Here is a 16877-nt window from a genome sequence, read left to right on the forward strand (position 1 = left end):
TCCTTTTTATATTCATTATTTATTCCTTCTTTAACCAATTTTCAGATTATTAAATATATATTCAAGGAATTGACAGACATTTTTATTAAAAGAAATAATGTATTATTTAGTTGAATAAATATCTAATGTAATTTAATATGTGTAAAAAACTATATAAATTTATCTTGTATACTTATTAATTATAACTGTGTAATATATATTATATACAAGTATTGAAAATAATAAGGAGTTAATAGTTTATGAGAATAGAAAAAATCATATTATTTCTTTTAATTTTACTGATATTGGTCAATGTGACCAATATTAGTGCAGCAGAAAATAATACTGATTCTTTAAATGCAATGAATGAAGATACAATTGAAATTAATGAAAATATAAACGATGATGATGCAATAGCATATTGTCAAGAAAACACCACGCAATCTGAAATGCTGCTGCAAAATCAGGATGAGGATACACTGTCTGATTTTTCACCATATTCCACAAAAATTACATTGTCAATCAAAGATACGGTGGATTTTGAAACTACTGGAAATATTACAATGAATATGCATTTTTCATTCGTAACTCCTTTCAGTGATGGTGAATTCTCCAACTATAACATACATGTTTATGAAAATGACACTTTAATAAAAAAAATTAATATTGGTGATTTAAACCTTCCAGAAGTTAAACCAAAAGTCACATACACTGCCGATGTACCATTCACATATACAATACATCAAAACAGTTATTTAACAACTTCACTATTCGGAGTATACTCCAACACATTATATTTTGAAAAGGTAAAAAACACCTACATTACAGCATTAAACACTACACAAATCAACATAGACAACACTTATGCTTCAAATGAAACCTGGAACAATACGTTAAAATCCCTTAAAAAAGCTCTGGAACAAGCCAGCAATAATGGAGTGATAGATCTTAACAATATCATTCTCATACATGACAGTGACGAAACAGTTGAAATCACAAAAGACATTACAATCACCGGAAATAACGCATCAATATTACTTACCAATACTAAAACAGCATTTGAAATAAAAAATAATGTGAAAGCAACATTCATCAATATGACATTTTCCGGAAACAGCAATTATATAATCTCCAACAATGGAAAGCTAAAACTAATAAACTGTACATTTAAAGACAACAGTTTAGGATTAATAAACAATAACGGAGAATTAGAACTGGATAGCTGTAATATCAAAAACATTCTACAAATATCTCAAGAAAGACCCTCAAGTGATAAAGGTCTAATCTACAACAATGGAATGCTAAAAATAACAGATACAATATTTGCCAACACCAATAAACTACCATACAACTTACCAATTGAAACTACAATACTTAAAGGAGTGATTTACAACAGAAACGCCGCTACTTTAAATGATGTGAATTTCACCAACATAAACTACAGGCTTGTCTACAATGACGGGAAAATGACATTAAACAATACATTAATGGAAAACATGATAACTGCAGGCACATCAATATATCCGGCACAGACCAGTCAAAAAATCAGCAGCAAATACACTTACAACAGCTATAACTCCGGCGCCGATAAAACAGCAATGAATGGAGGAGCAATATACAATAATAACAATCTGGTCATATTAAACTCCATTATTCAAAATATTCAGGGAGTAACTGGCGGAGCAATATACAATAGCGACAAACTCACAATTGAAAACACAACATTGATGCAAAGCACTGCTGCAAACTCAAACGGCGGAGGAATATATAACACCGGCGAGACAATAATTAACAACTCAAAAATAATGGCATGTAAAGTTTATAACAAAATTTATGGCACAAATAATAATGTTAATATTAATGGTGGTGGAATATACAATACCGGAACATTAAACATCTCAAACACTGAAATAAAAGAATGCAATGCTATTGGAGCTGCAATATACAATAACCATGTGTTAAATCTGGAAAACAGCAAAATAACCCAGAACCATCCATTCAGTTACCAGATAGAAAAATGGGTAGGGGATTTTGTTTACCTTATTGGAGTGCATTCAGGTGTAATTTATAATGCTCAAGACGCCGATGCAATTATAAAAAACACATTATTTAAAGACAATGCATTGATTTCTTCAACAAGTGACAGACAACATAGATATTACGGAACCATAAAAAACGATGGAAATATGGAAATCAGAGGCAGCCTCTTTGACCATAATTTCATTAGCGACTGGTCAGAATTATATCAAGGCGACGGTTCAATAAACATATACAATACCGGAAAACTGAAAATAATGTATTCAAATGAAATGAACACTCCAGAATATCCATTTGAACCAAATCCAATCATCAAAGCACCACCTAATAGCTTTTTATTCAATGCAGATGGAGGTAAAAGTGAAAACTACTATTTCACACCAACTTTTGAAAAAGATTACTATCCAATCATGTTCAACCAGACAGAAAACATTACCTTAAACTTGGCCCTTACCAATGGAGAGGAAATAATCGGATTTGATGGATGGGAAAATCTACTCATACCTCTTGATTTGAACATGACCGTCACAACTGTTAATGACAGGGGAGAATATGTGAACATCACCACCAGCATAAAAGACAAGTTCACATTCCAGTTCAGCTATACTCAAAAAAGTGCCGAATACATTATAAGTGCAAGCATATTAAACTTTAAAACTTCAGCCATTGTTGATGCTGCTAAAAAGCCGGCTGGGATGACAGTAACCTACAACAACATAACATATAATGATGGAAACAATATCACTTTCCACATTAAAGTCACAGGAAACAATACCACACCGACCGGAAACATTACATTCACATTAAACAATGAAAAGACCACTGTGAACTTAACTGATGGTGAGTGCAGCTTCACAATTAATGAATCCTTAAAGCCCGGCAGCTACATTATGGGCATTGACTATAACGGTGACGGCGAATACTTTAAGGTTTTAAATCAGAATTACATGTTCAGCGTTTATAAAATGCCTACCAACATCACTGTGGTTGCTCCTGAAGTCAGGTATGGTGAAACAGGCAGGATAACAATTACAATCACTCCTTCATCTGCCAAATTATCAGGTAAGCTTTATGTTAACGGAGTCTACACCAAGGATGCCTCCACACAGTCAACAAGAACCTTGACAATCAACAGAAACGTGGGTGTTTATAATATTACTGTAATATTTGATGAGGATGAGTATTATCAATCAGGTTCTGCAAGCACACTCTTTGTTGTAAGCAAATGGAAAACCAACATCACACTATCTGCCAATGACGTCAAGGAAGGAGAGGCCAATGCAACCGTTAACATCACAATCACTCCAGGTGATGTCAGAGGCGAGGCAATACTCATAATAAACGGTGTTAACGATACAATATTTTTAAACAATACAGTGACTCCAATCACAATAACCAACCTGGAAAATGGAATTTATCATGTATCAGTCTACTATCCGGGTGACAAGAAGTACGCCCCTTCAAATGCAACAACCTCATTTACTGTTTCAAGAAAAACAACCAATCTTACAGTGGACATCACAAACAATGATGATTTGACAGGTAACATCCTTGTCAAAACAGACTACACCGACTGTACCGGCGAAGTTGGAGTCTACATAAACAATGACCCTGTTTTAATAATGAACCTGACTGATGGATCATGCAATTTCCCGGTCAAGTTCAAAAGAGGAACCAACTACATCTACATACTATACCTTGGAGATGATGTCTACTCACACGTTTCATGGAACACAACAAGCATAATTGAGGGAAGGGCAATCATCAACACAACAGATAATGTCTTCAATGAGCAGGAGCCGGGCACCTATATCATCAGCCTCTTTGACACTGACGGAAATCCTTATGAGTACACAAACATTACAGTTGTATTTAAAAACCAGACAATCACATTAACCACTGATGAAAACGGTACAGCAAAGCTTCCGATTCAAAGCAGGGCAGGCAAATACAACATCACCGTCTCATATAAAAACAACACATATTCAGATATTATAACTGTCAATCCGGCAAGAATCATCATAGACATCAAGGACATTCTTGCAAACGAAGTTGAAGTGATAACAGCCACATTGCCTGACGGCGCATCCGGAAACATCACGCTAATCGTGGACAACACTATAATTAACCAATCTTCAACACTCTCAATTCCAAATTTAAGCGTGGGCGAACACAACTTGACTGTAATCTACAGCGGTGATGACAACTACATCAACCAGACAATTCAAATCAAATTCAGCATCAAGAATGCAATATCCGGCATTACCATATCCTCATCCAACATTACCTACGGCGAAGAGGTAAGTGTAACTGGATGGGTGACTGCTGGTGCAACCGGCACTGTAACATTCACCTTAAACAATCAAACACAGACAGTCAATTTAACCGGCAACCAGGCAAAAGCAATCTTTAAAAACATTCCCTCAGGAAACCATATCATAACTGCAAGATATAACGGAGACAACATATACCAAGGATCAGGTGACACTATTCAGGTCAATGTTAAAAAGGCGACTCCGACAATAACCGTCAAGACTACACCTTTAGTGTTAAACACTAATATTCAAATTGATGCTGTTTTAAATGATGATGCAACCGGTAATGTCACTTTCCGCATTCAGGGACAATACTCCCCAAGAAACAGGACAATTATTAACGGTAACGCTTCATGGCTAATAAGCCCATTGAATACCGGTTCATATAACCTTATCGTAACCTACAATGGGGACAATAATTATGAGTCCAGAACCGTGTCTGAGATACTTGTCTTAAATCAGGTCCGCACTGTGCTTAAGGTAAGCATTGCCAATGTCAATGAAGATGATGATTTAATAGTTACAGCAACACTGACTGACATCAACAATCAGAAACTGTCAGGTGATCTGGTTCTTGAAATCAACGGCAATTATTACAGAATCATCATCACCAACGGTGAGGGTTCAAGAAATCTTGGCGAGTTTAAGGCAGGCAAATATGATTTCACTGCCACATACCAGGGCACTGATTTGCTTTCAATGTCCACTTCCACAGGCACATTTAATGTAATCGCAAACAATTATAAAATAACCGAAAACAGGAACATCGTGCAGTATTACGGTGCAAACAAGGAGTATAAGGTGCAGGTGCTGAACAATAACGTTCCGGTTAAAAACGCAATCGTAAGCATCAAGATAAACAAGAATACCGTTAATGTGAAAACAGACAGCCAAGGTTATGCAACACTAAAACTTAGCCTAAAAGCAGGCAAATACACTATCACATCAACCTATAAAAACATAAAGGTTTCAAACAAGATCACTGTTAAACCTACATTAATTACCAAGAACAAGAAAATCAAAAAGGGAAAAACACTAACATACACTGCAAAGCTTTTAAACAAAAACGGAAAGAAACTTAAAAACAAGAAAATAACATTTAAAATCAACGGCAAAAAATACAAGGCAAAAACCAATAAAAAAGGAATCGCTAAAATCAAAGTCAAAAACCTCAAAAAAGGAAAATACAAAATAAAAACCACATACGGCAAACAGAAAAACACCAATACCATAACAGTCAAATAAACTACTTTAAATCCATCACCATCAATTAAATTTTTTTTTATAACCTCGATTTTATTAATATCCCTCTTCAAAAAATGTTTAATTAATGAAATCGAAAATCAGGTAGAATGTTTTACGTTAACACTGAAAATATTTTCCATTAAGAAATTGATTATGAAAACCTCAATTGATTAATGAAAACATAAGAAACATAAGAATCATAAAATTTTTTTATGTTCTTTATGTTTTTATGAATATCCAAACTTGTTGAAAACAAAAAGCAAAATTTTATAATTGGTGATGACAATACATTATTTTATAAATTGTCCACGGAAAAGTGGTAAGTAATCGAAAATCCTATTTCTTACTTTTAGTAATATTATAAAAATCAATAATTTTCATAATTATTTTTAAAAATAGAGTAGTTGGTGTTTATTTTGGTTGAGGAGAGTTAAATAAACACCACGACTTGTTTTTTGGAAAATTTTTTGGCAGATAAATTTTCCTGTGTATTAAATTAGAAAATTGTGGAAAACTAATTTAATAACACCTATATTTTGGAGATTGTATTATTATTGTTGAAAATCTTTTCACTTTTCCCATTAGAAAATTTTATCAGATAAAAAGTTCTAATAGTTACCTGTGAGAGTAAAAGTGTGAGATAATTCAACCATTATTTGACTAATAATATGTTTTGTTAAGTGAAAATTTAGGTATGCCTAAATTTATGTCACTTGTATAAAAGTTGGTTGTCATAGTATATAAATGTTTCTAAATTTTTAGGCAAGCCTAAATTTTGGGGAAACATTTATACTATAACAATCGTTATAAAGTATATTGAAAGTGATATATAAAGGTTTTGGAAAATTTAGGTTCGTCTAAATCCCATCAAAAAATAGCATACATCACTTGTTGAAGACTTAAAAAATCGATTGTAAAAACTGTGCGTCTTTATTAAATGATCCAACCGTTAAAAAAAAAAGAAAGTGAGGATTTAAAAATCCTCAAAATTTTTGTGTTTTATCTTCTCACATATACTTTACATTTAGCAATGTTTTTGAGTGTTTTTCCGTTTGCTTTTACCTTGTAGGTGAATTTCGCAGTGTATTTTTTACCTTTCTTAAGTTTTTTGATAACTTTTTTAGGTACTTTGAATGTTGCAATACCTTTACTATTGGTTTTAGCCTTGTATGTTTTTCCCTTAAACTTCATGTAAACTTTTTTCTTTTTAAGGACTTTTTTGCCTTTAAGTTTAACTTTGATTTTAAGTTTTTTAGCTGTCTTTTTAACTTTTACTGTCTTTTTAACAGGTTTTACAACAGATTTAACTTTAACTTTGTTTTTAGTGGCAAAACCTTTATATGATACAGCAATATTATAAGTTTTAGCACTTAAACGTAATTTAAGGGTAGCATAACCTTTCTTATCAGTTTTGACAAAGTAGTTTTTGCCTGCAACTCTCATTTTAACAACCTGACCTGCACCAACATACTTACCATCGTCACCAACAATTCGGACTTTATATTTGGATCCATCAGCGAAGAATATATTCACATTCTTGTTGCCTGTGATTCTTTTAACTATTTTCAGATTATTCAGTTTATATTCACCGGTTACCGGATTAATAATGACAACACCATAATTTCCGACAGCCAATTTCTTGTTAAATTTCAAGACACCATTAGCATCGGTTTTGACAGTGTAGGTGGTTGTGCCAACCTTGATTGCCACATTTGTGTTTGCAAGTGGAGATCCACCCGCATCATATAAATTTGCAGTGTAATCCAGTCCACTGTTATAACCTCTGGTCATGTCAGAAGAAATAATTGAAGCATTGCTCTTGATGACAACTGACTTATTGGCTTGAGTGTAATTGCCGTCACCGCTGTAGACAACAGTAACAGTATTATTACCAGGTTTTAAGTCTCTAACCTTAACAACTGCACTACCATTGGTCACATTAACGACTTGTATCACTTGACCATTTACAAGGAGAGTTACATTTCCGGTGGCATCCACAGGCAATCTCACGGTAATTTCAGGTGTGTTGCCAGTTATGTTTCCAAGGTCAATTTCAATAGTTGGTTCACCTCGGATCACAGTTATTGTACTGGAATTGACTCTGGACTCCTTAGTGTAGTAATCGTCACCACTATAAGTACCTGTAACAGTATAGGTTCCTAGTTTCAAGTTAGGAACAACAAGGTCTTCAAGACATGATTGAGTGATATTTAAAACCAGGTTCCCTTCACTGTCACGTATGGTGTATGTAATGTTTCCAGATGCATTGACAGGAGCGGTTACTGTGATAGTTGCATTTTCACCATAACCGATTACAACGTTTGACAACCTGAAGAATGCGTCAGATTTATTGACAGTTAAAGTCGCATTAGCGGATGCTTCAGTATAATTGTCGGTTTCAAATACATAAGCCCTGATTTCATGAGTGTCCGGCTTGAAGTCTGTACCGTTGAATGTGAATGTTGCTTTGTCATTAACATATAATGAAACTGATTTATCACCTATAAAGACTGTGTAATAATCAGGAATACTGACACTTACATCCACTTTAATCTCTTCACCATATTTAACTGAAACATTACTTACAGTTATGTTTGGTACGGCCTTGTGAACTTTCACATGAACGAATGCTGTAGCCGGAAGGTAGTTTTTATCTCCGCTAGATTTTGCAACAATTAAATAATCACCAGCAGCTAATATGAGATTTTGCAGAGTCTCATTAGTGTAGGTCTTGCCGTTCAATTCAAAGACAACATTGTTAGGTTTATTAGCGATTATGGTAACATTTAATTTCTCACCATAATTAATGTCTTTAATTGTAACGTTTAATAGCTGTTCTATTTGGTTGACAGTGAATATTTTAGTTATTTTATCAAAAATGTAGCTGTTTGAATTACTGTCTTCGGTATTCAATACTACAGTATGGTCTCCAGCGCTAGGACGTGTTAATTTATGGGTGAACTTATTGTCAGTTACGTTTACTGAATAAGTTTTGGAGTCGACTTTCAAATTAACAGTAAAGTTGAGGTTTGTACCGATATCGATAGTACCTTCAATTGTTTCATTTTGTCCGTAGTCAATGTCATTAACAGTAAAATCAACGTTTATAGCATCAAACACGGTATTGGTGATTTTTACATCAGAACTAACACTATAGATGTTTCTGTAACTGTCTGCATTATTGTCTGTAAACACACATCCATCGACAGTTGCACTCACATTTGATTGAATGTTTAATGCTCCATTGCCGGAAAGGGTGTTGGCTGTAAATGTGGATCCTAAAACGGATAGATTATTGTCTTCACTATAAACAACATTTTCAACAGTATTGTCCACGAATGTACATCCTGAGATTGTTTGATTGTTATTTGTTGAGAAAATAATATTGCTCAATTCATTGTCTGTAAATACGGAATTTTCAACAAGCAGATTGGAATTTCTATCTGCAGAAATAACATTATTGCCCTGAGTGTTATTGGCAAACACAGAATTAATGAGAGCATCGTTGCATAGATTAACAGAAATGATATTGCCTGATACCATGTTATCAACAAATTCATTTGATATGATTTTTGCTGAATTCGCGAAATCTATTGAAATGAGGTTACCAACATTGTCGACAGTGTTGTTTTCAAATGTTGACTCGTTAACAATGAGATTTCCTGAACTTGCAACATAAATAAGGTAAGCACTTAGGACATTGTCATAAAATTCAGATTCAACTATGGTTAAATTTCCATAACTGCCAATAAGTTTTTCACATAAATTGTTATTGACAAATGTACATCCATTAACAGTCAAATTACCTAAATTATCAATGACTGAATCATCAGTATTAAAACCAGTGATTACAATATCTTCCAAGGTAACATCGGAAGTTTCATCAATAGTCAAAAAGTATAACTCTGTTGAATTTGCATCAAAAACAACAACTCCTAGTGGAGCAATAGTTAATTTCTTACCTGAAATTGTTAAGTTAAGATTGTCAGCACCAGTATAATTTCCTTCGTTTACATAGATGATGTCCTCATCTGCAGCATCGTTGATAGCTTCACGTAATGAATCGAATTTATGACCGGTACTGTTGACAATGAAATTGCCTTCATAATCAGTGATTTTGAAGGTAGTTGTGTTCACTGCATCATTATAGTTTTCATCACCTTCACGAACTGCAAATACAGTGTAGTTTCCTTCTCCAACACTTTCCAAGGTTATTTCACCATAACCATCGGTAATGTTGATAGTTAAAAACTTGTTATTGAATAGAAGATGGATGATTCCGTCTTGGCTTGCATTGACTTTTAAAACAGGTGCAGCCACTAATGCATCCCTAAGGACAATGTCCTCAACAGTAAGATTGATGTATACATTTGCCTTATGGACGATGAGCCTGTCAATTACTGCTTCACCATAATAGATGTTGCCGTTGCTGTCATAAATGATTTCATTTAATATGACGTCATAAATGCCTTTTGGCATGACTCCTACATTATATTCAAATATGCCTTCTGTAATGTCGACTGTTGCATCAGTATGGTTGACAAATCCAGGTAAGACCAGTTGAAGATCCATGTTGAATTGAGGGTCAAGTGTACCGGTAATTATTACAGGGACGCCGTATTCACCATCAGGTATGTGCAATATCACATCATAGAAATCAAATACGTTTTTGCTGAATTGAATATCTCCAGCATTGTATATGTTTGCAAACTCGTCCGCAGCGTTAATTCCAAAGATGGATTCTGTAAGTTTTAAAGTTTTGTTGTTATATATAGCTCCACCTTTGCCGTTTGCGGTATTGGCAACGAATGTTGAATTATTAACGATAGCAATATTATTATTGTAAATAGCACCACCGTCATTTTCTGCATAGTCTCCTGTGAATGTTGAATTAAAGACTTCTAATTCATTTTCATTGTATATTGCTCCACCGTATCCGTTTGCAGTGTTGTCTTCAAAAGTGGAGTTGATAACTTGTAATATTCCTGTACTGTAAACTGCTCCACCATTAATACCTTCATTTTCACGGAAAACACTGTCTTTAATATTTAATGAGCCAGAGCTGTATATTGCACCACCATTTCCATAATTAATGTTTTCTGTGAAATTAGTGGAGATAACGTCTGCATTTCCATTGTTGAATATTACGGAATTAGCATTAATGATATTTCCTGCAAATACGGTTGAATCAACGGATAATTCTCCTTCATTTAAAACAATTGCATTGTTGATTACATTGTCGGAAAATTCACAGCCAGATATGTTTAAGAAACCAGCATTGTATATGATTGCTTCGGTTTCAAAATCAGTGAAAATACAGTTTTTAAATGTTAAATTACCGTTATTTTCAAATGCCGCATTGGTTTTTATGCTTCCATCAGTAAAGTTTATGCCTTCAAACACAACATTGCATCCTTCAGCCACTGTAAAGAACCAGTTTGTACTGTTTCCATCGAAAATAACAATACGGTCTCTGAAATTTTTAAGAGTGAAGGATTTTCTGATTTCAATTTCCATATTCTCTTCAATATGGTAATTATGATTTGCATAAATAATGCCATTTTCCGCAACAGCATCAATAGCATCGGTTAAGTTTTCATACACTTCATCCTCTGATATGATGAAATTTGCATTTATCATTTCAAATTTATATCCAAAGAGATATGTATTGAAGTTATGGTCATTCATTAGTCCTACGGTATAGTTACCTCCCAATACTTCTTCAAAAGTGATGTAGAAATTGAAGGATCCGTTATTGTACATTGTGTATAGAGGGGCTTGATCGAAGTACATTAAAATCACTGAATCAAATGAATCTGTGGCTGTACCGTTAATTGTGACTGTCTGGTTGATTTTATCAATAATAACGTTGTATATTTCACCAGTACCATTGAAAACACAATATTGGGCAGTTATTTCCTCAATTTCAGGGCCTGCAAAGTAATTCATCTTACGGTTTTCCCCTTCTCCCTGGAAGTTATCTAAAAATGTACAGAATCCAAATGTTGCTGATGAATATTGTTCGAGATCGGCCTCAATATAGATTGCTCCACCTTCTTCACCTGCAAAATTGTCTATAAATGTACAGTTTAGTGCAATGAGGGTTGCATCCTGGTCTGAATTCATTGAACCAATGCATATTGCTCCACCGTAATCCTCAGCAGTGTTATTGTAGAAATTACAGTTGGTCATGGTCAAGGTACCTGCAACCAGTTCAATAGCTCCACCTTCACTGTTGTATCCATTGATTACTGTAATGTTTTCAAGTGTAATGGTAGGACCTTCTGTATTATATGGAACTGGAATAGGAGGAACTGTCTCAATCCACTCTACTTCAGTATCATATGTTAAATGTAGGAAGTAATCTTCTCCTTCACAGTCGAAAATAACCTCTTCATCTCCATAAGCTCTGATTGTTATTTCCAATTCTCCTTCAATATCAATTCCGCAGAATCCATATCCCTTATATGTTCCGCCTCTAACTGTAATGATACCACCAAACAGTGAAGCTTCGTCGATTGCCTCTTCCAGAGTGTCGAAATATTGAGGGTCATCGTCATCTTCATCCTCTTGGTAGATGAAGTTGCCAGTTTCTTCATAGTCATCGAAAAGGGAATCTTCATCACGAATAATATCATTATTTGTAGCAATAAGAAGATCATTCTGGGAACTCATTTCAAGATTATTAAAGTTTTCTTCATTTATGATGATCTCATCAATTGGAGATTGACTACCTGATGATGAAGTCACAACTGATTGGCCTAAAACATTGTTGGTAGTGCCAAGTGATGCTCCATTGACTGTCAAGGTTGCCTCAACAGAACCTGACAGGTAGTTTACACGTTCCTGTGAAGTGACCTTGATTGTGTAAGTTCCAGGTGCAAATGTCTTATCCACATCAATGGACTTGCTGCCGTTGATTAATGTGATGAGTTTGTAATCACCAATTTCTATTGTGTAGATTGATGGAACATTTGTTTCAATGTTTACAGTAATGTTTTCGTCAGATCCAACTTCCACATCCGCTACAGATATGGTTGGATTGGCCTTTTTCACTTCAAAATCAATAATGGAATATGTGGATTCGAAAGCTTCGTCATTATATAATGCTACAAGAGTGTATTTTCCTGCATCTAATTTCAATGACTCAAGTTCTTCTTTTGTATAATATACTCCATTCAATTGGTAGGTTATTGTACCAATAGCATTTGCAGGTAGTGTTTCAGTGACTTTTATGGTTTCACCATATGTGATATTGTCAACGGAAACATTCAAATCAAAGCTTGCACTGTTGACTTTGAACATTTTAGTAATGCTGTCCATATGATATGCATTTTCATTGTAATCTAAAATACCGTTTAAAACAGCATGATATTTGCCCGGATTCAATATGTCTGTATTATAGGTGAATGCATTGTCTTTGATTTCCACAGTGACGTTTTCACCAGCGACTGTTAAATTGGCTGCAGCATAGATATTAGCACCAATATCTGCTGTACCGCTGATTATTGAGCTTTCACCGTATTTAACATTCAATGCTTTTAATTCAACATTTTTAACATCAAAAATAGTATCATGAGCTACGGTAAATCCATTGCTGTAAATATTTCTGTATTCACCGGTGTTATTTGCAAGAACACAACCGTCAATGAATGCTGTAACTTTAGGAGATGTTGCAATAGCTCCAATTTTTGCATCGTTGTTCATAATGAGACTGTTGTCAATAAATAACCTGAGCTTTTCATTATTAGGGTTTTTCATTAAAATAACAGAACCCATTTTACCTTTATTGTTATTGAAAGTACAGGTGTCGATGTTTGCGTTTGAAATTCCGTCAAGGCATATGACTCCACCATTAACCTCCTTGTTGGAGTTGCTTTCAAAGTTGGATGCGTCAATATTAAATGTTACTTCAGCATCGTTTGCATTAACATATATTACTCCACCTTCAAGTTCTGCATCTTCGCCCATCTCATTTTTGATGTCGTTTTTATTGAAATTGGATAATGAGACACTCACGAATATGGAGTTATTGCCGACATATATTGCAGATCCTTTAACGGCAGTGTTCTGTTCAAAGTCACATGAAGCAACTGCTGGTTCAATTTGAATTAAGTTTTGGATGTGCACTGCTCCACCTTCACGTGCAGTGTTATTAATGAATTTGGAAGATGCTATTGAAACATCACTATAACCTAATGATGTGACTGCTGCAGTGCTTGCTTTTAACGGTGCGACATTGTTAATGAAACTACAATTATCAATATCTAATGACTCTCCGTCACTGAATATTGCTGCTCCACCATTTTCAGCAAATGATGTCTTTGTAATCTTATTGTCTGTAAAGTTACATGAATTTACTGTAAGATATCCGTGATTGACTATAGCTCCATAATTGGTGTTTCTGTTGTTGATTCCTCTGAAGGTTATTCCAGATATAGTGACTTCAGCGGTTTCCTGAACTATAATGAAATTGCCATCATGACCTTGAGCATCAAAGACTGCACCTTCCAATGCAATGAGGTCTAAAGTCTTATTGGATATTACAATACCTGTGTCTTTATAAATTCCGTTTTTAATGTAGATAGTATCATCTTCACCGGAATTTGCCACAGCTTCAGTTAATGTATCATATTCAACATTTGTGCTTAATACAAGGAAGTTGCTGTATGTTTTGCTTACTGTAAATGTTGTGAAATTCAATGCAAGAGTGAAGTTTTCATCACTACTGCGCATACCAATGGCAGTATAATTGCCTAAATCAAGGCCAGTCAATTGTACGCTACCTTTACCGTCTACAACTTCAACCTGATATCTTGTGTTTCCAATGAAAATTGTGAAAGTTTTATCCCAATTTGCATAAACATTTAAAACAGGTATTTCAGGCAGTAATACATTGTTTACTTCAAGTCTCATTAATATTTTAGCTTGTTCAATTAATATTTTTGCATATGGGTAATTATCCAAATAGAATTGGTTTCCATTTGCATCAGGATAATAATTATGGTGATAGTAATAATCATTACTGTCCTCTTGGTTATACATTCCAGACATTTCTAATTCATGTGATCCTCCAGGCAGTACTCCCAAACTCATATTAAATTTATTATCTACAATAGTAACTGCATCACCAAAAATATCTTCATCGTCGATAGTTCCTGATAAAAGGGTATAATTGTTATTCAAATTGGATCCCCAATCAAAAATACCATCAAAGATATATTCAACACCATAGACGCTGTCTTTTACATTTATTGTTAAGTTCAAATCAAATTCATTATCTTCTAAATTGACTTTTCTTGTGATTGATTCAGAGTATATGTTTCTGTAAGTGGTTGCAACATTGGTATCGAAAACACATTCAGTAATATTTATGAGACTGTCTGCGAGGTCAGTTATATAAATAGCACCTCCAATTTCAGCAATATTTTCCATAAATAAGGTGTCATGAACCTCAAGATTACTTGCATATATTGCTCCACCTTCACCAGTAGCCACATTAGTGGTAAATTCTGAACTGGTAATATTTAATTTTGAAGAGGAATCTGCATTGATTGCTCCACCATTAATACCCTGATTGGAATCGAAAGTACAATCATATATGTTTGCAATAGTGTTTTTCAAGAGTGTTTGGCCATTTGATTCAAAAGTAGATCCATAAAGTCCTAAATTTGAATTTTCAGCATTAATAGGAGTTCCAGGTCCATCTTCGAAATTGAAAGTGTTGTTAAATACACAATCTGTAATTGTACATTCCAAAGCAGTATTGAATTTTAATGCCGCATCTATAAATTTACCGATAACAGTTATATCTTCCATGTCTAGTTGCCCATTAGCCCCTACAGAAAACAAATAATTTTGAGCGTCTGATGAAAAAATGACATCTTCAGCTAATCCTGTAATATCTAATTTAGGGCTGATTGTAACATTTTTATTTACAATATCCACATTAAAATTATTACTTCCAGTCCAGGTTCCGCCTTCAACAGCAATATCACCAGTTCCACCAAATGGAATCGCGTTTACTGCGTCTTTTAAAGTTTCAAATACTTTAACATCTTCACCCATAGTCAAGACAAAATTAGGTTCTACAATTGTAAAAGTATTTCCAGGATATGAGTATCTTTTTTCCCATTCTTTTGTCATGTAAACTGTATAAGTTCCAGCGTCCAAGTCATCGAAAGTTGCAGGATTGAGATTATCGCAAAGTAACCTTTTATACTCTTCACCATTTAAATATAAAACAGCATAGTTTACATCATCCTCAACCTCAGGAGATATTGTCACTGATTTGGTTACACCCTCTACATCAATATCAAGGGAACCATGTCCTTTAAATCTACAATCATTAAACACCCAACTTCCAGGATTGTCGCTACCGTGTTCATATCCAAAATCGTTTTCATCGTCACCTACTTTATTACCTTCAAAAGTACAATTATTAAGTTCAACACTACCTGTGTTCTCACAGGAGATAGCTCCACCAGCGGATTTTGCTTTATTATTTGTGAATTGACAATTGTTGGCTACAAATGTACCTCCCCCGTACACACTTACGGCTCCACCATAACGGTCTGCATAATTATCAGTCAGTATACAATAGTTCAATGTCAATTGTCCTTTAACTTCAAAAGCACCACCATCATATGATGCTTTTCCCTTTGTGAAAGATATGTGATTGAAAGTTAATTTGGCATTAGAACCAACAATATAGAGGTAGGTATTTATTTTCTCACCACTAAAAATAACCTGATCACCTTCAAAAGGTTGTATAGTTATTGTTGCTTTCTTGTCAAAATCAATTTCGATGTCTCCATCGCTGGTTGGATCATCATCCTCGGTGTATGTACCTGCCGAAACTTTTATTGTTCCTACTGTACTGTCACTACTTGCAATAGCATTCATGGCAGTCATCAAATCTTCGTACCATTTATCTCCTTCTACCCAGTAAAAACAGTTTGTGTCGGCTTTAAGCACATCATCGTTTGAAGCAGAAAGCACTTCTCCTTTTGCATTAGAAGCTGCTTTCACCTCTTTCTGTTTCGATACTTCATATTGAGTATCACTTGCACTAATTTCTTCAACGTCATTGACACTTTCACTCTGATAAACTGGAGTGGAATTGTCTTCTTGCTCATAAGCAATTGACGTCATTTCAATATCTGTATCGCTAACATCCTCAAGCAATGTTTCATTTGTATCAGCCGCTGAAATTGCACCAATACTCATGATCATTACAAGAGATATAATCAGCAATACCCCCATCTTATTTATCTTCATTTTCAAAATACCTCGTATTTA

At 34.4% G+C, this 16877-nt stretch carries 2 protein-coding genes; one reads left to right on the forward strand and one right to left on the reverse strand.

The genetic code is table 11. The features are described from left to right. The first annotated feature begins 239 nt into the window (after positions 1 to 239). A complete protein-coding gene (locus tag QZV03_RS03390; RefSeq protein ID WP_296874301.1) occupies positions 240 to 5576 on the forward strand; it encodes an Ig-like domain-containing protein in 5337 nt (1778 codons plus the stop codon). A 999-nt stretch (positions 5577 to 6575) separates the two neighbouring features. On the opposite strand, the gene QZV03_RS03395 is transcribed toward QZV03_RS03390, so the two are convergent. Beyond that, positions 6576 to 16856 carry an Ig-like domain repeat protein gene (locus QZV03_RS03395; protein WP_296874302.1) on the reverse strand — a complete coding sequence of 3427 codons (10281 nt, stop codon included), beginning with the start codon at positions 16854 to 16856 and terminating at the stop codon, positions 6576 to 6578. Positions 16857 to 16877 lie beyond the last annotated feature (21 nt).

The sequence above is a fragment of the uncultured Methanobrevibacter sp. genome, assembly GCF_902788255.1.
Taxonomy (GTDB): domain Archaea; phylum Methanobacteriota; class Methanobacteria; order Methanobacteriales; family Methanobacteriaceae; genus Methanocatella.

What these genes read in the sequence shown, in the direction of transcription:
- QZV03_RS03390 (WP_296874301.1), top strand. Translation starts at nt 240, where the DNA reads ATGAGAATAGAAAAAATCATATTATTTCTTTTAATTTTACTGATATTG.
- QZV03_RS03395 (WP_296874302.1), bottom strand. Translation starts at nt 16,856, where the DNA reads ATGAAGATAAATAAGATGGGGGTATTGCTGATTATATCTCTTGTAATG.